The sequence below is a fragment of the Sinomonas flava genome (assembly GCF_039531875.1).
Taxonomy (GTDB): domain Bacteria; phylum Actinomycetota; class Actinomycetes; order Actinomycetales; family Micrococcaceae; genus Sinomonas; species Sinomonas flava.
The window spans coordinates 12,060-34,202 of the sequence record NZ_BAAAQW010000013.1 but is presented as its reverse complement, the minus strand read 5'-3'; the positions used below and the strand labels follow the sequence as shown (position 1 = coordinate 34,202).

Genomic DNA, 22,143 nt, shown 5'->3' with positions numbered 1-22,143 from the left:
GGTTCCCGTGACCGAGACGAGTGTCCCCGATCCTGTCGACGAGGCCGCTGTGAGCGCCGCCGTCGAGGACGCCCTGGCCGCTGTCGCGGCTGCCGAGGACCTCGATGCGCTCAAGGCTGCGCGCATTGCCCACACCGGCGAGAAGTCTCCGCTGGCCCTCGCGAACCGCGCGATCGGCGCGCTCCCGAAGGAGTCGAAGGCGGCCGCCGGGAAGATCGTCGGCGGCGCCCGGGGACGGGTGAACAAGGCCATCGCCGAACGCCAGGCCGTGCTCGAGGCAGAGAACGATGCGCGCATCCTCGTGGAGGAGACCGTCGACGTCACGGCGGCTCCGCGCCGCCGTCGTGCCGGGGCGCGTCACCCGCTCTCGACGCTCCAGGACCGCGTGAGCGACATCTTCGTCGGGATGGGCTGGGAGATCGCCGAAGGTCCCGAGGTCGAGTCCGAGTGGTTCAACTTCGACGCCCTCAACTTCAAGCCCGACCACCCCGCGCGGGAAATGCAGGACACCTTCTTCGTCGACCCGCCCGAGGCCCACCTGCTGCTGCGCACGCACACGTCGCCGGTGCAGGTCCGCTCGATGCTCGAGCGGGAGGTCCCGATCTACGTCCTGTGCCCAGGCAAGGTCTTCCGCACCGACGAGCTCGACGCGACGCACACGCCCGTGTTCCACCAGTTCGAGGGCCTTGCCATCGACAAGGGCCTGTCCATGGCCGACCTGCGCGGCACCCTCGAGCACTTCGCCCGGCAGATGTTCGGCGCCGAGGCGCAGATCCGCCTGCGCCCGAACTACTTCCCGTTCACGGAGCCGAGCGCGGAGCTGGACATCTGGCACCCGGGCGCCAAGGGCGGCCCTCAGTGGATCGAATGGGGAGGATGCGGCATGGTCAACCCGAACGTGCTGCGCGCGGCGGGCATCGACCCCGAGGAGTACTCGGGCTTCGCCTTCGGCATGGGCATCGAGCGCACGCTCATGTTCCGCAACGAGGTCGCCGACATGCACGACATGATCGAGGGCGACGTCCGCTTCAGCCAGCACTTCGGGATGGAGATCTAGTTCAATGCGAATCCCCCTTTCATGGCTGCGCGAGTACACGCAGCTCCCTGCAGACGCGACCGCAGAGGACCTCATGGCGGACCTCGTGAAGGTTGGGCTCGAGGAGGAGGACGTCCACCGTCCGTCCGACTCGATCCGGGGCCCCATCGTCGTGGGGCAGGTGCTTTGCGCCGTCAAGGAGCCGCAGAGCAACGGCAAGACGATCAACTGGTGCGAGGTGCGCGTGGTCCCGGAGGGCCAGGAGCAGACGCTTACCGGCAAGGGCATTGACCCCTCCGGCGTCCAGGGCATCGTGTGCGGTGCGCACAACTTCGCGCCCGGCGACAAGGTCGTGGTGACCCTCCCGGGAGCGACGCTGCCCGGCGACTTCCACATCGCCGCCCGCAAGACGTACGGCCATGTGTCGGCGGGCATGATCGCTTCCGTGCGCGAGCTCGGCATCGGCGACGACCACGACGGCATCCTCGTGCTCTCGCGCATCGGGCTCGACCCGGAGGTCGGCACCGATGCGCTGGAGCTCCTCGGCCTGACCGACGAGGCGGCGGAGATCAACGTGACCCCGGACCGGGCCTACTGCTTCTCGATCCGCGGCATCGCCCGCGAGTACTCCCACGCCACCGGCACCGAGTTCACGGACCCGGCCGAGCTCGTCAAGGCGCCTGAGGCGCTCGAGGGGGGCTACGGCGTCGTGCTCGACGACCAGGCACCCATCTACGGCGTGCCCGGCTGCGACCGCTTCGTCGCGCGGACGGTGCGCGGCATCGATCCCACCCGGCCGACGCCGCAGTGGATGGTCTCGCGGCTGCGCCTCGCCGGCGTCCGCTCGATCTCCCTGCCCGTGGACATCTCGAACTACGTCATGTTCGAACTCGGCCAGCCGATCCACAACTACGACCTCGACAAGCTGACCGGCCCCATCACGGTGCGCCGCGCCGCGCCGGGGGAGAAGCTCGAGACCCTCGATGGCAAGGTCCGCGAGCTTGACCCCGAGGACCTCCTCATCACCGATGAGTCGGGGCCCATCGGCATCGCCGGCGTCATGGGCGGTGCGTCGACCGAGTGCAGCGACGAGACCGTGAACGTCCTCGTCGAGGCGGCCCACTTCGACACGGTGAGCATCGCCCGCTCGCGCCGGCGCCACAAGCTGCCCTCGGAGGCGTCCAAGCGCTTCGAGCGGGGCGTGGACTGGAATGTCGCGCACGTGGCGGCCCAGCGCGTCGTCGACCTCCTCGTCGAGCTCGGCGGCGGCGTCGCGGACGAGGCGGGCACCGACGTCGGGACGGCGCCCGAGCCGATCCGCATTCCTCTGCCGGCGGACTTCGCGTCCGAGCGGATCGGAATGGAGTTCAGCGAGGAGCTGATCACCCGCACGCTGGGAGACCTCGGTGCGCGCATCGAGCGGTCCGGGTCCGACTTCCTCGTGACGCCGCCCAGCTGGCGCAACGACCTGGAGACGAAGGAGGACCTCTCCGAGGAGGTCGCGCGTCTGGTCGGCTACGACAAGATCCCCGCGACCCTGCCGGTGGCCCCTCCCGGGCGCGGCTACACGCGCACCCAGCAGCAGCGCCGTCGGCTCGTGCAGGCGCTCGCCGACGCGGGGCTGACCGAGGTCCTCTCGTACCCGTTCGCCTCCAGGAGGCAGAACGAGACGTTCGGCGTCGCCGAGGCCGGGGCCGCGCGCCCCGCCGTGAAGCTCGCCAACCCGCTGAGCGAGGAGCACGGGTGGCTCCGCACCTCCCTGCTGCCGGGCCTCATCGACACCGTGAAGCGGAACCATGGCCGCGGCTTCCGCGACCTCGCGGTCTTCGAGGCCGGGCTGGTCTTCCTGCCCGAGGACGGCGCGCTCGGGACGCCGGAGATTCCCCCGCTCGGCGTCCGTCCCGCCGATGAGGTCCTCGACGCGCTCTACGACGGGCTGCCGAACCAGCCCCTGCACGTCGCGGCCGTCCTGACCGGGAAGGACTCGCCCCAGGCGCCGGGCACCGAGCCTCGTGCGTGGGACTGGGCCGACGCGCTCGACGTCGCGCGCCTCGCCGGCGACGTGCTCGGCGTGGAGCTCGTGGTCGGCCAGGGATCGCACCAGGCGTTCCACCCGGGGCGGGCGGCGCAGCTTGCCCTGCGCTCGGGCGAGGTCGTCGGGTTCGCCGGCGAGCTGCACCCGAAGCTGCTCGCCGAGCTGGACATGCCGGCGCGCTCAGTGGCTGTGGAGCTGGACGCCGACGCGCTGTTCGAGGCGGCGGCCGACGTCGTCGTGGCCAAGCACCTCTCCACGTTCCCGGTCGCGACTCAGGACGTCGCCCTCATCGTCGACGCGGCGCTGCCGGCGGGCGAGGTGCTCGGTGCGCTCCGCGAGGGGGCCGGTGAGCTCCTCGAGGACGTCCACCTGTTCGACGTGTACACCGGCAAGGGCATCGAGGAAGGCAAGAAGTCCCTCGCCTTCGGCCTGCGCTTCCGCGCCGGCGACCGCACCTTGACCGCCGACGAGGCCTCCGAGGCCCGCGCGGCCGCCGTGGCGCTCGCCGCCGAGCGGTACGGCGCGGTCCAGCGCGGCTAGCACCTCCCGCCGCCGTGCTCCTGCGGGCAGTGCCGCTCGGGTCGCCCGGGTCGGTGCTGCCCGCCGGCGTCTGCACCCCCGGGGAGATCGAGCGGGCCGCCGCGATCCTCGAGCCCGTCCGGCGCCACGAGTTCCTCGCCGGGCGGCTCGCGCTCAGGGAACTCGTGGCCGAAGCCGTCGGGACCGATCCCCGGCTCGTGCTCCCGGCGTACACCTGCCCCGACTGCGGGCGGGGGGAGCATGGCGCGCCCGGGTTCGTGCTCGCTGCCTCCGCGCACGACGGCGGCGCCCGCCTGCCGCTTCGCGGTTTCGGGAGGCTCCTTCCGGTCGCGGCGAGCATGTCCCGCACCGGGGGCTGGGCCCTCCTCGCCGCCGAGGTCACCCCGTGTGGCGCCGAGGTCGCCCGGTGTGGCGCCGAGGTCGCCCCGTGTGGCGCCGAGGTCGCCCCGTGTGGCGCCGAGGTCGCCCGGTGTGGCGCCGAGGTCGCCCGGTGTGGCGCCGAGGTCACCGGCTTTGTGCAGGGTCTCGGCGTCGACGTGGCCGCAGTCGCCGACTTTCGCACCGCAATCCCGGACGCTGTCTTCTCAGCGGCCGAGCGCCGTCGTGCGTCGAAGGCGGCAGAGCCCGCGCGGGAAGCGGCGAGGATCTGGGCGCGCAAGGAAGCCCTTCTGAAGGCCCTCGGCAGCGGGCTGCGCGGAGATCCCCAGTCGATCGAGACGCTCGAGGACCCGCGGGTGCGCGACATCAGCTCGGCAGCTCTCGGCCTGCCGCCGGGATTCGTCGCAGCCGTCGCCCAGACGCGCTGCAGCTGACCTCCCGGAGGCGACCCACAGAAGGTGACCTCCAGGAGGCGACCCCCAGAGGGAGGGGGGCGGGGGGCCGCCGGGGTGGCTGCGCAGGCTACCGGGGGAGCGGCGGGAGCGCGCGCTCGAACAGCCAGGGCCCCAGCAGGTCCTCGCCGCGGAAGCCGCGTGCGCCGGCGCCGACGCGTCCGAGCAGCTCGGTGAAGTCCGCCGTCGTCGCATTGCCGTGCCGCCGCTCGGAGCCGAAGGCCGCCAGCGCCCGGAAGAACCGGTCGTCCCCGACGGCGCGCCGCACCGCATGCAGCGCCAGCGCGCCCCGCTTGTAGACCCGGTCGTCGAACATGAGCTCCGCGCCGGGCGCCCCCACGAGGATGTCCTCCTTCTGCGCCGAGAGCAGCCTCCACGCGTCGGCCGCCCGCGCGGCGGCGGTTCCCTGCCCGGAGTGCTCGCTCCACAGCCATTCCGCGTAGCAGGCGAATCCCTCGTGGAGCCAGATGTCCTCCCAACGGCGCGCGGTGACCGAGTTGCCGAACCACTGGTGGGCCAGCTCGTGCGCGAGGAGCCGCTGGGAATCCCACGACCGCGTGATGTGGTTGCGCCCCACAATGGAGAGCGTCTGGGCCTCGAGCGGGATCTCGAGGGGGTCGTCGGTGACGACGACGGTGTAGTCGCGGAACGGGTACGGCCCGAAGAGCTCGGCGAACAGCTCGATCATGCGCACCTGGTCGCGGAGGCCCGTCAGCGCCGCGCCGCGCAGCGCCGGCGGCACGGCGGCGAACACGCTGACGGCGGGGGAGCCGTGCGCCCGCACCCGCCCGAGCTCGAGGAACTGGTAGCGCCCGATGACCAGGGTCGCGAGATAGGGCGCCATGGGCTCGTGGACCTCGTAGGCCCAGGTCTCTCGGCTGGCCTTGCGCCGGTGGCCCACGAGGAGCCCGTTCGAGACCACCCGGTAGCCAGCGTCCGCCGTCGCCGTGATGCGGAAGGTCGACTTCTGGCTCGGGTGGTCGTTGCACGGGAACCAGGTGGGAGCGCCCACCGGCTGGCCGGAGACGAGCACGCCGTCGGACAGTTCCTCCCAGCCGACCTCGCCCCAGAGCCCGTCCACCGGCTCCGGGTTGCCCTCGTAGCGGATCTCGAGGTGGAAGTCCTGGCCCTTCGCAATGGGGGCTGACGGCGTGATGCGCAGCTCGTCGGCGCGCTGGGACGTCTTGGCGGGCTTCGCGCCGTTGACCTGGACCTTGGTCGCGCGGAGGCCGGCGAGGCTGAGGACGACGGTCTCGAGCCGGTCCCGCGCAGTGGACCGAAGGCGCGCACGCCCGGACAGGCGGTTGCTCGCGAGGCGGATGGCGAGCTCGAGGTCGTAGTGCGCCACGACGTAACCCGCCTGTCCGTGGCCGGGCGTGTAGGGGTCCGGCAGGGCCTCGTCCTTCGACTTCTTCCCGGGTCGGGCGTGCGTCGTCTGGCTCACCGCGTGGGTGCCTCCGGTTCCTTCCAGGGCGCCACGGGGTTGCCGCGCCAGTAGCTGGCCGCCGGGACGTGCTCGCCCCGCATCACGAGCGACGCCGGTCCAACCGTCGCGCCGTCGGCGATCTCCGCCCCGGGGAGGATTACTCCTTGCGGGCCGAGGGTCGCGCCCTCGCCTAGCACGACGGCGTCGATCGCCATGATGCGGTCGTGGAACAGGTGCGTCTGCACCACGCAGCCGCGGTTCACGGTGGAGCTCGGGCCGAGCGAGACGAGGTCCGCCTCGGGCAGCCAGTAGCTCTCGCACCACGTGCCCGAGCCGATCTTCGCCCCGAGGGACCGCAGCCACCACACGAGCGCCGGGGTGCCGGACGCCGCACGCGCGAACCAGGGTGCCGCGACCATCTCCACGAACGTGTCCTGAACCTCGTTGCGCCACACGAACGAGCTCCACAACGGGTGCTCGCCGGCCTTGATGCGCCCCACGAAGAGCCACTTCGCGACCGTCGCGGACACCGCGGCGACCGCACCGGCGGCAAGCATGACGGCGCCGCCCAGCAGCGCCGCGGGCAGGTACCCCCACGCCGAGGCGAGCCAGTCGAGGGCAACGAGCACGACGACGGCGATCGCCACCGTGAGCACGACCGGCACCGCGCGGCACAGCTCCCACAGGGCCCGGGCCACTTTGAGGCGCGGGACCGGGTTGAAGGTCCGCTCGGTGTCCGATGAGATGGCAGTGCGGCGGAGGCGGACGGGAGGACTGCCCAGCCAGGACGAGCCCGACTTGGCCTTCTTGGGTGTGGCCGAGAGGACCGCGACGAGTCCGTCCTTGGGCACGGCGCGGCCGGCCGCCGTCATGCCCGAGTTGCCCAGGAACGCGCGCTTGCCGACCTTGGCCGGGGCGATCTTCACCCAGCCGCCTCCGAGCTCGTAGCTGGCAATCATCGTGTCGTCGGCGAGGAACGCGCCGTCGGCCACCGTGGTCATCTTCGGCAGCAGGAGGACCGTCGACGCCTCGACGTGCTTGCCGACCGTCGCCCCCAGAATCCGCAGCCACACCGGGGTGAAGAGGCTCGCGTAGATGGGGAACAGGACGTCGCGGGCCAGATCGAGCACACGCTCGGTGGCCCAGACCTGCCAGCCCGTCCGGGAGCGGACGCGGTGGTACCCCTCGGCCAGCCCGAGCCCGAGCAGGCGCGTCACGCCAGCGACGAGCGCCAGGTTGAGCACGAACCAGGCGGCCGCCGCGAGGGGCGTCGCCGCGAGCAGCGGGCCGATGGCACCATGCAGCGAACCGTGCCCCCGCGCCGCCCAGACGAGCACAAGCGCGGCGGCCGCGGCCGAGACGAACGGGATGAGGGCCAGCAGGGTCGATGCCGCCGCGAACGCGGCGATCCACGCGCCCTCGCGCACGCTGGACCGGCGCACGGGGGCCTCCGGCCAGCCCGGCTTCGCCTTCCCCACCCGCGTGGCGGGTGAGCCAGCCACGCGCAGGCCGGCCTTGACCTTCCCCGACACGGCCGAGCCGGGGTCCACGACCGCCCCTGCGCCGATGCGCGCCCCCGGCAGGAGCGTGCTGCGCGCGCCCACGGCCGCGCCGGCGCCGATGCTGATGCCGCCGATGTGCACCCAGTCCCCGTCGATCCACCAGCCGGAGAGGTCCACCTCGGGCTCCACCGACGCACCCGGGCCAACAGACAGCATGCCCGTGACCGGGGGCACGGAGTGCAGCACGGCGTCCCGGCCGATCTTCGCGCCCAGGGCCCGCGCGTAGTAGGGGACCCACGGCGCACTCGCGAGGCTCACGGCCTGGGCGAGGTCGGAAATCTGCTCAGCAAGCCACAGGCGCAGGTGGACGCTGCCCGAGCGCGGGTACCGGCCGGGCTCCACCCCGCGCAGCAGGACCCGGGCGGCCGCGACAGAGATGGCCATCCTGCCCCACGGGCTCACGAACACGAGCCACATGGCCGCGACCCACCACCACGAGAGTGTGGGCGCCGCGGACCACCCGCCGATCGCCGCGAGCACGTTGTTGCCCGCGGCGAGGTACGTGAGCCACCTCACGCCAACGAGGATGAAGAGCGGTATGCCCGTGAGGGTCTGGACCACCTGTGTCCGGCGCGAGGTGGGCCGCACGGTCCGCTCCCGCGGCTCAGCCGCTGCCCCGCCCGTTCCCAGGACGGCCTCGACGAGCGCGCCGACCCGCGGGTGCGCGTACACGTCCGCGACGGTCACCGTCGGATACCTCCGGCGCAACGCCGAGACGAGCTGCGCGGCGGAGAGCGAGCCGCCGCCGTGGGCGAAGAAGTCCGCGTCGAGGCCGGGGGCCTGCGTGCCGAGCACGGCGCCCCACTGCTCGACGATCCACGCCGCATCCTCCGGCAGCTCCAGGTCCGGTCCCTTGTCGTTGTCCTGACCCGGCAGCGGCCATGGGAGCGCGTTGCGGTCCACCTTGCCGCTCGTCTTGGTCGGGAGGGAGTCGACGACGGCGAGCACCGGCACGAGCGCGGCCGGCAGCTCCCGCGCGAGGCGCCTCCGGGACGCGGCGAGGTCGGGCGTCACGCCGTCGGAGGGCGCGAGGTACCCGACGAGGATCTGGTTCCCTGCCGCCGTCGTGCGCACGGCCGCGGCCGCGCCGGCAATGCCGGGGAGCGACTGGAGGGCGGCGTCGACCTCGCCGAGCTCGATGCGGCGGCCGCCGAGCTTGACCTGCTCATCCGCGCGGCCCTGGAAGAGGAGGCCTTCGGGCTCGAACCGGACGAGGTCTCCCGAACGGTAGGCCCGCTCCCAGCCGAGGCTCGGCATGGGGGCGTACTTCTCGGCGTCCTTGGCAGGGTCGAGGTAGCGGGCCAGGCCGACGCCACCGATGATCAGCTCGCCCACGCCGCCTTCGGGCACCGGTGCGCCGTGCGCGTCGACGATTGCGAGGTCCCAGCCATCGAGCGGGAGCCCGATCCGGACGGGCCCGACGCCGTCCATCTGCGCGGCGCACGCGACCACGGTGGCCTCGGTGGGCCCGTACGTGTTCCAGACCTCGCGGCCCTCGGCCGCGAGGCGGGCGGCGAGCTCGGGCGGGCACGCCTCCCCGCCGAAGATCAGCAGGCGCACGTTCTCGAGCGCCTCGGGAGGCCACAGCGCCGCGAGCGTGGGGACGGTGGAGACGACCGTGATGCCGCGCTGCACGAGCCACGGCCCCAGGTCCATGCCGGTGCGCACCAGTGCCCGCGGAGCGGGGACCAGGCACGCCCCGTGCCGCCAGGCGAGCCACATCTCCTCGCACGAGGCGTCGAACGCGACGGAGAGCCCGGCCAGGACCCTGTCCTCCGGGCCGACCGGCTCGTGCCGGAGGAAGAGGCGGGCCTCGGCGTCGACGAAGGCGGCCGCGGAGCGGTGGGACACCGCGACGCCCTTCGGCGTGCCCGTCGAGCCGGAGGTGAAGATGATCCAGCAGTCGTCCTCAGGGCGGGGCATGCGTGGGGCGGGGAACGGCTTGGGCCGCTTCCTGCCCACCACGAGAGACCCGCCTCCGCGGATGATCCCCGCGACCCCTGCCTCGCCGAAGACGAGCTTCGCGCGCTCGTCCGGGTCGTCGGCGTCCACGGGGACGTATGCGGCGCCCACGAGCAGCACGGCAAGGATCGCGATGTACAGCTCCGCGGTGCCCGACGGGATCCGCACGCCGATGCGGTCACCGGCGCCGAGGCCTGCCGCGTGGAGCGTCCGGCCGGTGGCACGGACCTCCTCGAGCAGTTCGGCGTAGGAGAGGGCCCGGACGCCGTCGTCGATCGCCGGGGCGTCGGGGAAGGCCTCCGCGCTCGCGGTCAGGATGTCGATGAGGGTCCTCGCCGGCGGCGTCCGGCCCGAGCCGGGCAGCTGGGGAGCGTGGGGCCGCGGCGCGGCCTCTGCAACGCGTTCTGGAGCATCTGTCACTGCCGGGCCTTCGGGCTCGCTCGGGGCTGTCATCTCCCGGCCATTGTTGCAGAGCGCGGCACCGCGGACCGGGAACGGGGGCCGGTTTCGTAGGCGGCGGTCGTCACAGCATCAGGGGACGAGCAGCACCTTCCCGGTCGTGCTCCGCCCCTCGAGGGCGCGGTGGGCGTCGGCCGCCTCCCACAGCGGGAACTGGGCCCCGACGCGCACGTTGAGCGAGCCGTCGGCCGCGGCGCCGAACACCTCGGAGGAGCGCCACCGTCGCTCGTTGGCATTGAGCAGGTGGTGCGCGAGGGTCGGGCGGGTGAGGAAGAGAGAGCCTCCCGTGTTGAGCCGCTGGGGGTCGACCGGGGGCACCGGGCCCGACGCCGCGCCGAAGAGCACGAGCATTCCCCGGACGCGGAGGCTCGCGAGCGATCCGTCGAACGTGTCCCGCCCGACGCCGTCGTACACCACGTCGACGCCGGTGCCGCCCGTCAGCTCGCGCACCTGGTCGGGGAACTCGTGGTAGCGGATCACGTGGTCCGCGCCCGCGCCGTCGGCGAGCTCGGCCTTGGCGTCGGTGGAGACCGTCGTGATGACCCGCGCTCCCCGGGCCTTGAGCATCTGGATGAGGAGGAGCCCGACGCCGCCCGCTCCCGCGTGCACGAGGGCCGTCTGGCCGGACTCGACGCGGAAGGTCGAGGTCACGAGGTAGTGCGCCGTCATGCCCTGCAGCGGGAGGGCCGCCGCAGTGAGGAGGTCCAGGCCCTCGGGGATCGGGAGCGCCTTGTCCGCGTCGACCAGCGCGTACTCGGCGTAGGTCCTGACGCCCTCGGCGGTCGCGACCCGGTCGCCGTGGGCGAATCCCTCGACACCCTCGCCCACCTCGGCCACGACGCCGGAGGCCTCGGCGCCGGGAGTGAAGGGGAACGGGATCTTGTAGATGCCCTGGCGCTGGTAGGTCTCGATGAAGTTGATGCCCGCCGCGGCGACCCGGATGAGGAGCTGGCCGGGACCGGGATGCGGCATCTCCACCTCTGCAGGCGCGAGGACCTCGGGCCCTCCGGGCGCGGCGGCGACGATGGCGTTGATCATGGCTCTCCTTCTGGTGGCGTGCGTCTAGGCTCGGGATCCATCCTACGGACGCCGACAATCTGCCAATGCATAAATATTGACTCCCATGCATAAACTTGCCTACAGTGGCCGGGTGACTATTACCGCAGCAGTGTCCGGAGCCAGCGGCTACGCCGGAGGAGAGGTCCTCCGCCTGCTGGCCAACCACCCCGACGTCGAGATCGGCGCCATCACGGCCCACTCGAGCGCCGGCAGCCGCTTGGGCGAGCTCCAGCCGCACCTGCTCTCGCTCGCGGACCGGGTGATCGTCGAGACGACCGCGGAGAACCTGGCGGGGCACGACGTCGTGTTCCTCGCCCTCCCGCACGGGGCATCGGCAGAGGTGGCCGCGGCGCTGCCCGAGGGCACCCTGGTGATCGACGCCGGGGCGGACCACCGCCTCGAGGACCCCGAGGCCTGGTTCCGCTTCTACCGCTCCGAGCATGCGGGCACCTGGCCCTACGGCCTGCCGGAGCTCCCGCTCGGCGGCGGCGCGAAGCAGCGGGACAAGCTCGTCGGCGCACGCCGCGTCGCGGTCCCGGGCTGCTACCCGACCTCCGCGCTGCTCGCCCTCACCCCTGGCTTCGCCGCGGGCCTCCTCGAGCCGGAGGACGTCGTGATCGTCTCGGCCTCCGGCACGTCCGGCGCCGGCAAGTCGACCAAGCCGCACCTGCTGGGGTCCGAGGTGATGGGCTCCATGAGCCCGTACGGAGTGGGCGGGGGCCACCGCCACACCCCTGAGATCGAGCAGGGCCTCTCGAATGCGGCGGGCGTCCCCGTCTCCGTCTCCTTCACGCCGACCCTCGCGCCCATGAGCCGCGGCATCCTCACGACGGCGACAGCCCGGGTCAAGCCCGGCGTCGGCGCGGGGCAGCTGCGCGCCGCGTGGGACGACGCCTACGCCGGCGAAAGCTTCATCCACGTCCTGCCCGAGGGCCAGTGGCCCGCGACGCAGATGGTCATCGGCTCGAACCACGCCGCGATCCAGCTCGCGTTCGACGAGCACGCAGGCCGCGTGATCGTGAGCTCCGTGATCGACAACCTCACGAAGGGCACCGCCGGCGGGGCGGTGCAGTCCATGAACATCGCGCTGGGCCTTCCCGAGGGCGCCGGCCTCGCACAGCTGGGAGTCGCACCGTGACCGTCACCTCACCCCAGGGCTTCCGGGCCGCCGGGATCACCGCGGGCCTCAAGGCCTCCGGCAAGCCGGACATGGCCCTCGTCGTCAACGACGGACCCGACAGGAACGCCGCGGCCGTCTTCACCTCCAACCGCGTCGCCGCGGCCCCCGTGCGCTGGTCGAAGCAGGTGGTCACGGACGGGCGCGTGGACGCCGTCGTGCTGAACTCCGGCGGCGCGAACGCGTGCACCGGCCCGAAGGGGTTCCAGAACACCCACACCACGGCGGAGAAGACCGCCGACGCCCTCGGCATCTCGGCCGGCGACGTCGTCGTGTGCTCGACCGGCCTCATCGGCGAGCAGCTCCCCATGGACAAGATCATCCCGGGCATCGACTCGCTCGCCTCAGCCCTCTCCGAGGACGGCGGCCACGACGCGGCGGTCGCGATCATGACGACGGACACCGTGCCCAAGGAGGCCGTGTTCACCGGCGCCGACACGCAGGGCGTGGAGTTCACGATCGGCGGGATCGCGAAGGGCGCCGGAATGCTCGCCCCAGGCCTCGCCACGATGCTCGTCGTGCTCACGACCGACGCCGAGGTCCATCCCGAGGTGCTCGACGCGGCCCTGCGCGACGCGACCCGCGTGACGTTCGACCGCGCCGACTCCGACGGCTGCATGTCCACCAACGACACCGTGGTGCTCATGGCCTCCGGCGCCTCGGGGGCGGTGCCCGACACGGCTGCCCTCACCGCCGGGCTCACCCAGGTCTGCGCCGAGCTGGCCCGCAAGCTCATCGGCGACGCCGAGGGCGCCGCGCACGATATCGCGATCCGCACGTTCAATGCGGCCAGCGAGCGCGACGCGGAGACCGTCTCGCGGGCGGTGGCCCGGTCCAACCTGTTCAAGACGGCCATCTTCGGCAAGGACCCGAACTGGGGCCGCGTGCTCTCCGCCGTCGGCACCACCGACGCCGCGTTCGAGCCGGACTCGCTCAACGTCTCGATCAACGGAGTCCAGATCTGCCAGAACGGCGGCATCGGTCAGGACCGCTCGCTCGTGGACCTCGAGCCGCGCGAAGTCCTCGTGGAGATCGACCTCGCCGCCGGGGACGCCGAGGCGACCATCTGGACCAACGACCTCACGCACGACTACGTGCACGAGAACTCGGCCTACTCGAGCTGAAAGGGGACGCGCGTGGCTGAGACCACCAGCAGCGGCACGACGAGCCCGAACATCCGCCTCGCCATGGACAAGGCCGAGACCCTCATCGAGGCCCTGCCCTGGATCCAGCGCTTCGCCGGCACCACCATGGTGGTCAAGTACGGCGGCAACGCGATGGTCAACGACGAGCTGCGGCGCGCCTTCGCCGAGGACATCGTCTTCCTGCACCACGTGGGCATCCACCCTGTGGTCGTGCACGGCGGCGGCCCGCAGATCAACGCGATGCTCGCCCGCGTGGGGATCGAGAGCGAGTTCAAGGGCGGCCTCCGCGTCACCACGCCGGAGGCCATGGACGTGGTCCGCATGGTCCTCACGGGCCAGGTGGGCCGCGAGCTCGTCGGCCTCATCAACTCCCATGGCCCCTACGCCGTGGGCATGTCGGGTGAGGACGCCGGCCTCCTCCGGGCGGTCCGCACGGGCACGGAGGTCGACGGCGAGGAGGTGGACCTCGGGCTCGTGGGCGAGGTCGTCGGCGTCAACCCCGGCGCCATCCTGGACATCCTCGGCGCGGGCCGTATCCCCGTCGTCTCCACCGTCGCCCCGGAGGTCACTGCCGAGACCGGGCCCGACGGCGTCGAACGGTTCCAGCCGACCGGCCAGGTCCTCAACGTCAACGCCGACACCGCCGCGGCCGCGGTCGCCGTCGCGCTCAACGCCTCGCGCCTCGTGGTCCTGACGGACGTCGAGGGCCTCTACAGCAACTGGCCGGACAGGGACTCGCTCGTATCCCAGATCTCCGCCTCCGAGCTGCGCGAGATGCTCCCCTCCCTCGAGTCCGGCATGATCCCCAAGATGGGCGCCTGCCTCAAGGCCGTCACGGAGGGCGTGGACCGCGCCGCGATCGTCGACGGCCGCAGCCCCCACACGATGCTCCTCGAGATCTTCACGAACGCCGGCGTCGGCACCCAGGTGATGCCCGACGGGGAAGGACAGCACGCATGAGTGAGAACTCCAACAGCGACAAGGCGACCATCGACGCTGAGGTGACGGAGCTGGAGCGGGCGTCCGGGGTTCGGTGGGCATCCTTGGGCGGGACGCCCGCTCCAGCGCAGTCACCGGAGGTGAGCTCGGGCAGGGAGTGGCTCCAGCGCTACTCGGACTCGCTCATGGGCGTCTTCGGCACCCCGCAGCGCGTCCTCGTCCGGGGGCAGGGCTGCTACGTGTGGGACGCCGACGGCAAGCAGTACCTCGACCTGCTCGGCGGCATCGCCGTCAACGCACTCGGCCACGCGCACCCGTTCGTCACGAGCGTGATCTCGAGCCAGCTCTCCACGCTCGGCCACGTCTCGAACTTCTTCACGAGCCCCACCCAGGTGGCGCTGGCGGAGAAGCTGCTGGAGATCACCGGCGCGCCCGCTGGGTCCAAGGTGTTCTTCGCGAACTCGGGCACCGAGGCGAACGAGGCCGCGTTCAAGCTCGCGCGCCGGAACAGCACCAACGCGGGCGGCGGGCCGCGCACCAAGGTCATCGCCCTCGAGGGCGCGTTCCACGGCCGCACCATGGGCGCCCTAGCCCTCACGGCCAAGAAGGCGTACCGCGAGCCGTTCGAGCCGCTGCCCGGCGGCGTCGTGCACATCCCGTTCGGCGACGTCGAGGCCCTCCGCGCTGCCGTCGACGAGACCACCCAGGCGGTGTTCCTCGAGCCGATCCAAGGCGAGGCCGGGGTGATCCCGCTCCCCAAGGGCTACCTCGCCGAGGCGCGGAAGATCACCCGCGACGCCGGCGCCCTCCTCATCGTCGACGAGGTCCAGACCGGGATCGGCCGTACGGGCGCGTGGCTCGCGATCGAGGGCACGGGCGTGGTGCCCGACGCCGTCACGCTCGCCAAGGGCCTCGGCGGCGGCTTCCCCATCGGGGCCCTCGTGACGTTCGGCCCCGACGTGAGCGCACTCCTGACCGCGGGCCAGCACGGCACGACGTTCGGCGGCAATCCGGTCGCGACCGCCGCCGCGCTGGCCACGGTCCACGCGCTCGAGTCGCAGGGCGTCCTCGCGAACGTCCGCGCCGTGGGGGAGCGGCTCCGCACCGCCCTCGCCGCGCTGCCCGAGGTCGCCGAGGTCCGTGGCCGCGGCCTGCTGATCGGCATCGACCTGGCGGTTCCCGCGGGGCACACAGCACCGCTGCCCGACGGCGCGAACCTCGCCGCCGCCGTCGTGAACCAGGCACTCGAGGCGGGCTTCATCATCAACGCGCCGGGCCCGCGGACCCTCCGCCTCGCGCCGCCGCTCATCCTCACGGCCGAGCAGGCCGACACGTTCGTCGCGGCGCTGCCGGGCCTGGTGGCGTCAGCCACAGAACGCCTCGCCGCCGCGCAGACACCGAAGGAGGCGAAGTGACCAGCACCCGGCACTTCCTCAAGGACACCGACCTCAGCCCCGCCGAGCAGGCGGAGGTCCTCGACCTCGCCGTGCGCATGAAGGCCGCCCCCTACTCGGTCCAGCCGCTCGCGGCCGAGGGCTCGGCCCGCAGGACGGTCGCCGTCATCTTCGACAAGACCTCGACCCGCACGCGGGTCTCCTTCGCCACCGGCGTGTCCGACATGGGCGGCACCCCGCTCATCATCAACCCGGGCGAGGCGCAGATCGGGCACAAGGAGTCGGTCGAGGACACGGCCAAGGTCCTCGAGAGGATGGTCGCCGCGATCGTGTGGCGCACGGGAGCGCACCAGGGCCTCGTGGACATGGCCGCCCACTCGCGCGTGCCCGTGGTCAACGCCCTGTGCGACGACTACCACCCGTGCCAGCTCCTCGCCGACCTCCTGACCGTCAAGGAGCACAAGGGCCGGCTCGCCGGCCTGAGCATGGCATACCTCGGCGACGCCGCGAACAACATGGCCAACTCGTACCTCCTCGCGGGCGCAACCGCCGGCATGCACGTGCGCATCGCCGGGCCGGACGGCTACCTGCCCGCGCCGGAGATCGTGGCGGAGGCTGAGGACGTCGCGGCGAAGACCGGCGGCTCGGTGCTCGTCACCGTGGATGCGGCCGCAGCGCTCGAGGGTGCCGACGTCGTCACGACCGACACGTGGGTCTCGATGGGCCAGGAAGCCGAGAAGGCCGAGCGGATGCAGCTGTTCCGCGACTACTCCGTGGACGCCGCGGCGATGGCCAAGGCGGCGCCTGACGCCGTGTTCCTCCACTGCCTCCCGGCCTACCGCGGCTACGAGGTCGCCGCCGAGGTCATCGACGGTCCGCAGTCCGTGGTCTGGGACGAGGCCGAGAACCGCCTGCACGCCCAGAAGGCCCTGCTCGCGTGGGTCCTGCACTACTCGGGCCAGGCCGTCGTCGAGGGCCTCCCGGCGGTCTCCTGAGCGACATGAGCGCCATACCCAGCTCCGCACCGCAGACCAAGGCCGCCCGCCAGGCGCGCATCCGTGCGCTTCTGGCGGGGACCTCGGTGCGCTCGCAGGCGGAGCTCGCCACCCTCCTCGCGGACGACGGCGTGCAGGTCACCCAGGCGACCCTCTCGCGTGACCTCGTGGAGATCGGGGCCGTGCGCGTGCGCGGCGCCGACGGCGGCCTGGTCTACGCGGTCCGCGGCGAGGGAGGGGATCGGAGCCCACGCATGGGCCAGGCCCCCGAAGTCCTCGACGCGCGCCTCGCGAAGCTGTGCGCCGATCTGCTGGTGACCGCCGAGGCGTCGGCGAACATCGTGGTCCTGCGGACCCCGCCGGGTGCGGCGAACTTCTTGGCCCTCGCGATCGACCACTCCGTGATCCCCTCGATCCTCGGGACCATCGCCGGCGACGACACCGTCATGATCGTAACCCGGGAGCCGGGGGGCGGAGAGTCCGTCGCTGCCCGATTCCTCGAGCTAGCCTCCCAGGGGGCGTAGGGCCGCCGACGAGGCGGAGGCCCGCGCCCGGCGCAGCCCGGGTTGTCACACAATCCGGCCGTCCGGTGTCTTGTGGCCGGAATCCCGCGCCCGCGGGATCCGGAAGCGTCAGGAGAACACCGTGGCCGAGAACAGCAGTACCGCAGACACCCGCACCACGCAGACCCGTGTCGTCGTGATCGGCGGCGGGTACGCCGGCACGATGGCGGCCAACCGCCTCACGCAGCGCCGGGACGTGGATGTGACCCTCATCAACCCGCGCCCGCAGTTTGTCGAGCGGATCCGCCTGCACCAGCTCGTCGCCGGAACGCACGGGGCCGTCCACGACCTCGGTGACGTCCTCGCCCCGCGCGTTCGACTCGTCGTCGGCACGGCGACCCGGATCGACCTGCCGCGCCGCACTGTCGCGCTCGGAACGGGCGCCAGGATCGCCTACGACTACCTCGTCTACGCCGTCGGCAGCGCGGGCGCGCGTCCGGACGTGCCGGGCGCGGCCGAGTTCGCCCACCCCCTCGCCACGCTCGAGGACGCGCAGCGGCTGCGTGCCGCGCTCGACGCCGCCCCGGCCGGCGCCGCCGTGGCCCTGGTCGGCGGCGGCCCCACCGGCATCGAGACCGCCGCAGAGCTCGCCGAGGGCGGCCGCCCGGTGGCTCTCGTATGCGGCAGCGTGCTCGGCCCGTACCTGCACCCCGAGGCACGCCTGGCACTTGCGGGGCGACTCAGCCGCCTCGGCGTGACGGTGTTCGACGGCCCGGGTGCCCGGGCCGCGGAGGTGCGTCCCGGCGTCGTGCGCCTCGAGGACGGGCGCGAAGTGCCCAGCACCGTCACGATCTGGACGGCCGGCTTCGCCGTCCCGGACCTCGCTGCAGAGAGCGGACTGGCCACCGCCGACGGCGGCCGCCTCCTGACGGACGAGACGCTCGCAAGCGTGGACGATCCGCGCATCATCGCCGCCGGCGACGCGGCCTCGCCGTCGGGTCTCCCGTACCGGATGAGCTGCCAAGCCGCGATCCCGCTCGGCTCGCTGGCCGCCGACGCCGTGCTGGCGCGCGTCGCGGGCACGACGCCCAAGGCCGTCTCCCCGGGCTTCGTCGGACAGTGCCTGAGCGTCGGCCGACGCACGGGGCTGGTCCAGGCTGCATCGACGGACGACCGTGCGCGGAAGGCCTTCCTCGCCGGACGGACAGCGGCAGCGATCAAGGAAGGCGTCTGCCGGTCGACCTACCGTGGCCTGCTCTTCGAGGCCAAGCGGCCCGGAACCGTCAACTGGGCCCTCCTCACGGACGGCAGGCGGCGGCACCTCCTCGAGGCCGCGCGCCGGGAGGGCCTCGCCCCGGTGCGCCCCGCGTAGCGTGGATGGGAAGGAGGACGATCCATGACCGACCACCGCACCGAGCGTGCCACTCAGGCCTTCGTCGACCAGCGGAACCTGCTGTTCACGGTGGCCTACGAGATGCTCGGCTCGGCGGCCGACGCCGAGGATGTCCTGCAGGAGTCATGGCTCCGCTGGGTCGCCGTCGATCCCGACCAGATCCGGGACGAGCGCGCGTACCTGGTCAGGATCGTGACGAGGCAGGCGCTCAACCGGCTGCGGACCATGGCGCGCCGCAGGGAGGCCTACATCGGCCCCTGGCTCCCCGAGCCGCTGCTCACCTCGCCGGATGTGGCCGACGACGTCGAGCTCGCCGAAAGCGTCTCGATGGCCCTCCTGCTCGTGCTCGAGACGCTCTCGCCGACTGAGCGCGCCGTCTTCGTCCTGCGCGAGGTCTTCGAGGTCGGCTACGACGACATCGCGGCCGCCGTCGACAAGAGCCCGGCCGCCGTCCGGCAGATTGCGTCCCGCGCGCGCCAGCACGTCGAGGCGCGCCGGCCGCGGGAGACCGTGTCGCCGCGCCAGGTCGCCACGACGCTCGCCTCGTTCCAGCACGCGGTCGATACCGGCGACCTCCAGGGCCTGCTCGGCGTCCTCGCCCCCGACGTCGTCCTTGTCAGCGACGGCGGAGGCCTCAAGCAGGCTGCGCTCCGGCCGATCGTCGGGGCCGAGAAGGCCGTCCGGTTCCTCGCCGGCATCTCGGCCAAGACCCCAGGGCGCATCACGTGCGAGCTCGCCTCGGTCAACGGGACGCCGGCGCTCGAGTTCCGCATCAGCGGCGAGCTCGACGGCGTCCTCATGGTCCGCGTCGAGGAGGGGCTGGCCACGGGCCTCTACTACGTGCGCAATCCGGAGAAGCTGACCCGACTCGCCTCGAACACCGTGCTCACCCGTCGGTGACGCCTCCCCGCCGCCCCGATTCACGCGCCCTGCTCCAATGACGCCAGGAGCAGCGCCTCGGCGAAGATGGCGCGGCGGTAGTCGGCCAGGTCAATGGACTCGTCGGCGCCGTGGGCGCGCGAATCGGGGTCCTCGGCCCCGTTGATGAGCACCTGCGCGTGAGGGAACGACGCCGCGAGCTCGGCCGCGGCGGGGATCGAGCCGCCCACGCCCATGAGCACCGGGGCCACGCCCCACGCCTCCTCCATGGCACGGCGCATGGTGCGGGCGGCCGGCGATTCGCCGTCGCCGGCGAAGGACTTGGTCGCGCTCCCGGGCACGAGCGAGACGTGCGCGCCCAGGGGCGTGTGGGCCTCCAGATGGGCCCGCACGGCCTCCAGCGCCCGCAGCGGTTCGTCCCCGGGGGCAAGCCGCAGGCTGATCTTCGCCCGGGCGGCAGGCACGATGGCGTCGGAGGAGACGTCCACGCCCGGGGCGTCGATGCCGACCACGGACAGCGCCGGCTTCGTCCAGAGTCGGGAGGCGATGCTTCCGGAGCCGGCCAGCCGCACGCCCGGGAGGACGCCCGCGTCCGCCCGGTAATCGTCCTCGCTCAGGTCCACCTGGCTCGAGTCCCACCCGCCCAGCCCGGCGACGGCGACGCTGCCGTCGGGTCCGTACAGGCTCGCGACCAGCTGGGACGTGACCGCGAGCGCGTCGAGGACGGGGCCGCCGAACGTGCCGGAATGGAGGGCGTGGTCGAGCACGCGGACCTCGATGACCGCTGTCGCGATGCCCCGGAGGCTCGTGGTCAGCGCGGGCACCCCCACGCGCCAGTTGCCGGAGTCGGCGACCACCACGACGTCGGCGCGCAGGAGGTCCCCGCGGTTGCGCAGCAGCTGCGGCAGCGACGGCGAGCCGATCTCCTCCTCTCCGTCGATGAACACGACGACGCCGAGCCCGTTCTCCGCCCCCGCCGCCCGGGCGAAGGCACGGTACGCGGCCAGATGGAGGACCACCCCGCCCTTGTTGTCGGCGACGCCGCGGCCGAACAGCCGTCCGTCCCGTCGGGTCGCCTCGAAGGGAGGGGTGTGCCAGGCGTGGGGATCGCCGGCCGGCTGGACGTCGTGGTGCGCGTAGAGGAGCACGGTCGGGCGCCCGGGCGCGGCTGGCCTGCTGGCGAGGACCGACGGGGCGCCGGGGGCGCCGTCGGGGCGGGCTTCGCGAACGATGCCGACTTCCCGGAAGCCAGCCCCCTCGAACAGCTCCGCCACGAGCTGCGCGCTGCGCTCGAGCGGGGCCGGGTCGAGCGCGGCCCACGCCGAGCCCGGGATGGCCACCAGCTGTCCGAGGTTCGCGATGGCGTCGTCGAAGCCTGCTTCCGTCTCGGCGCGCAGTGCAGCCGTGAAAGGCATCATGCGCCCACCCTCCCAGAGGGGCTCGGCCGAGCCAAGCACTGTACGCCCGGCGCCGCGCGGCGGAGAATGCCTGAGTGCCGTCTCCCCTGCGGATTGCGCGCCATGCATATCTATGTAGACTGATGCATAACAATTCGTGCTTGCCCTGCTTCCAGGGAACCTGTGCCTAAGGAGAACACCGTGAAGGATCGCATCGTCCTCGCCTACTCGGGCGGTCTGGACACCTCCGTCGCGATCGGCTGGATCGCCGACGCGACGGGCGCCGAGGTCGTCGCCGTCGCCGTCGACGTCGGGCAGGGCGGCGAGAACATGGAGACGATCCGCCAGCGGGCTCTGGGCTGCGGCGCCGTCGAGGCCTACGTCGCCGACGCGCGAGATGAGTTCGCGGACGAGTACTGCATGCCGACCCTGAAGGCCAACGGCCTGTACCAGGGCCACTACCCGCTGGTCTCCGCGATCTCCCGCCCGGTCATCGTCAAGCACCTGGTCAAGGCCGCCCGCGAGTTCGGCGCGTCCACCGTCGCGCACGGCTGCACCGGCAAGGGCAACGACCAGGTCCGCTTCGAGGTCGGCATCCAGACCCTCGGCCCGGACCTGAAGTGCATCGCCCCGGTCCGCGACCTTGCCCTGACCCGCGACAAGGCCATCGCGTACGCGGAGGAGAAGCACCTCCCGATCATCACGACCAAGAAGAACCCCTACTCGATCGACCAGAACGTCTGGGGCCGCGCCGTCGAGACGGGCTACCTCGAGGACATCTGGAACGCCCCGACCAAGGACATCTACGACTACACCCAGACGCCGGAGTTCCCGCCGGCCCCGGACGAGGTCACGATCACCTTCGTGAAGGGCACGCCCACCGCGCTCGACGGCGTCGCGATGTCCCCGCTGCAGATCATCCAGGAGCTCAACCGCCGCGCCGGCGCCCAGGGCGTGGGCCGCATCGACGTCGTCGAGGACCGCCTCGTCGGCATCAAGAGCCGCGAGATCTACGAGGCCCCCGGCGCGATGGCGCTCATCACGGCGCACAAGCACCTCGAGGACATCACGATCGAGCGCGAGCACGCCCGCTTCAAGGCCGGCGTGGACCGCCGCTGGAGCGAGCTCGTCTACGACGGCCAGTGGTTCTCCCCGCTCAAGCGCGCCCTCGACACCTTCATCGAGGACTCCCAGCAGTACGTCTCCGGCGACATCCGCATGGTCCTCCACGGCGGCACCGCCGTGGTCAACGGACGCCGCTCGGACACGTCGCTGTACGACTTCAACCTCGCCACCTACGACACGGGCGACACGTTCGACCAGTCCAACGCGAAGGGCTTCATCGACATCTGGGGCATGTCCTCGAAGGTGGCCTCGAGCCGCGACCAGCGCGTCGCGGGCGAGTAGACAGT

General features: G+C 72.5%; 16 protein-coding genes. 12 read left to right on the top strand and 4 right to left on the bottom strand.

The genetic code is table 11. The features are described from left to right. The first annotated feature begins 7 nt into the window (after nt 1-7). From pheS to ABD298_RS17160, 3 genes are read left to right on the top strand one after another with little or no spacing between them, the layout of a single operon-like run. Nucleotides 8-1,057: a phenylalanine--tRNA ligase subunit alpha gene (gene pheS / locus ABD298_RS17170; protein WP_344301077.1), complete on the top strand. Its 1,050-nt coding sequence runs from the start codon at nt 8-10 to the stop codon at nt 1,055-1,057. A 4-nt stretch (nt 1,058-1,061) separates the two neighbouring features. Continuing rightward, a complete protein-coding gene (pheT, locus tag ABD298_RS17165) occupies nt 1,062-3,611 on the top strand; it encodes a phenylalanine--tRNA ligase subunit beta (RefSeq protein ID WP_344301030.1) in 2,550 nt (849 codons plus the stop codon). A gap of 14 nt (nt 3,612-3,625) precedes the next feature. After that, the gene (locus ABD298_RS17160; RefSeq protein ID WP_344301029.1) at nt 3,626-4,423 is read left to right on the top strand and encodes a 4'-phosphopantetheinyl transferase family protein; all 798 of its coding nucleotides are present in this window, start codon (nt 3,626-3,628) and stop codon (nt 4,421-4,423) included. Between the two features lie 88 nt (nt 4,424-4,511). Here the strand turns inward: ABD298_RS17160 and ABD298_RS17155 are convergent, their stop codons facing one another. The 3 genes from ABD298_RS17155 to ABD298_RS17145 all read right to left on the bottom strand — a co-directional run bounded on the left by ABD298_RS17155 (nt 4,512) and on the right by ABD298_RS17145 (nt 10,888). Continuing rightward, nucleotides 4,512-5,885: a M1 family metallopeptidase gene (locus ABD298_RS17155; RefSeq protein ID WP_344301028.1), complete on the bottom strand. Its 1,374-nt coding sequence runs from the start codon at nt 5,883-5,885 to the stop codon at nt 4,512-4,514. After that, a complete protein-coding gene (locus ABD298_RS17150) occupies nt 5,882-9,844 on the bottom strand; it encodes a Pls/PosA family non-ribosomal peptide synthetase (RefSeq protein WP_344301027.1) in 3,963 nt (1,320 codons plus the stop codon). The genes ABD298_RS17155 and ABD298_RS17150 overlap by 4 nt, the downstream gene beginning before the upstream one ends. 78 nt (nt 9,845-9,922) lie before the next feature. Beyond that, the gene (locus tag ABD298_RS17145; RefSeq protein WP_344301026.1) at nt 9,923-10,888 is read right to left on the bottom strand and encodes a quinone oxidoreductase family protein; all 966 of its coding nucleotides are present in this window, start codon (nt 10,886-10,888) and stop codon (nt 9,923-9,925) included. Nucleotides 10,889-11,000: 112 nt separating this feature from the next. On the opposite strand from ABD298_RS17145, the gene argC reads away from it, so the two are divergent. The 8 genes from argC to ABD298_RS17105 all read left to right on the top strand — a co-directional run bounded on the left by argC (nt 11,001) and on the right by ABD298_RS17105 (nt 19,355). Beyond that, the gene (gene argC / locus ABD298_RS17140) at nt 11,001-12,047 is read left to right on the top strand and encodes an N-acetyl-gamma-glutamyl-phosphate reductase (protein ID WP_344301024.1); all 1,047 of its coding nucleotides are present in this window, start codon (nt 11,001-11,003) and stop codon (nt 12,045-12,047) included. Further along, nucleotides 12,044-13,210, top strand: coding sequence for a bifunctional glutamate N-acetyltransferase/amino-acid acetyltransferase ArgJ (argJ, locus tag ABD298_RS17135; RefSeq protein WP_344301023.1), 1,167 nt, complete (start codon nt 12,044-12,046; stop codon nt 13,208-13,210). Before argC ends, argJ begins: the two co-directional genes overlap by 4 nt. Nucleotides 13,211-13,273: 63 nt before the next feature. Beyond that, nucleotides 13,274-14,191 carry an acetylglutamate kinase gene (argB, locus tag ABD298_RS17130; RefSeq protein ID WP_344301076.1) on the top strand — a complete coding sequence of 306 codons (918 nt, stop codon included), beginning with the start codon at nt 13,274-13,276 and terminating at the stop codon, nt 14,189-14,191. Continuing rightward, nucleotides 14,188-15,585, top strand: a complete 1,398-nt coding sequence (locus tag ABD298_RS17125) for an acetylornithine transaminase (protein WP_344301022.1) — start codon at nt 14,188-14,190, stop codon at nt 15,583-15,585. Before argB ends, ABD298_RS17125 begins: the two co-directional genes overlap by 4 nt. Further along, entirely contained in the window at nt 15,582-16,559 is a 978-nt protein-coding gene (argF, locus tag ABD298_RS17120; protein WP_344301021.1) for an ornithine carbamoyltransferase, read from the top strand. The genes ABD298_RS17125 and argF overlap by 4 nt, the downstream gene beginning before the upstream one ends. Before the next feature lie 5 nt (nt 16,560-16,564). After that, nucleotides 16,565-17,083: an arginine repressor gene (locus ABD298_RS17115; RefSeq protein WP_344301020.1), complete on the top strand. Its 519-nt coding sequence runs from the start codon at nt 16,565-16,567 to the stop codon at nt 17,081-17,083. Between the two features lie 121 nt (nt 17,084-17,204). Next, the gene (locus tag ABD298_RS17110) at nt 17,205-18,434 is read left to right on the top strand and encodes an NAD(P)/FAD-dependent oxidoreductase (RefSeq protein ID WP_344301018.1); all 1,230 of its coding nucleotides are present in this window, start codon (nt 17,205-17,207) and stop codon (nt 18,432-18,434) included. Between the two features lie 24 nt (nt 18,435-18,458). Then, nucleotides 18,459-19,355, top strand: coding sequence for an RNA polymerase sigma-70 factor (locus ABD298_RS17105; protein ID WP_344301017.1), 897 nt, complete (start codon nt 18,459-18,461; stop codon nt 19,353-19,355). A 20-nt stretch (nt 19,356-19,375) separates the two neighbouring features. Here the strand turns inward: ABD298_RS17105 and ABD298_RS17100 are convergent, their stop codons facing one another. Beyond that, nucleotides 19,376-20,752, bottom strand: a complete 1,377-nt coding sequence (locus ABD298_RS17100) for a M20/M25/M40 family metallo-hydrolase (RefSeq protein WP_344301016.1) — start codon at nt 20,750-20,752, stop codon at nt 19,376-19,378. Between the two features lie 180 nt (nt 20,753-20,932). Between ABD298_RS17100 and ABD298_RS17095 the strand changes: the two genes are divergently transcribed. Further along, nucleotides 20,933-22,138 carry an argininosuccinate synthase gene (locus tag ABD298_RS17095; protein WP_208712266.1) on the top strand — a complete coding sequence of 402 codons (1,206 nt, stop codon included), beginning with the start codon at nt 20,933-20,935 and terminating at the stop codon, nt 22,136-22,138. The last annotated feature ends 5 nt before the right edge of the window (nt 22,139-22,143 follow it).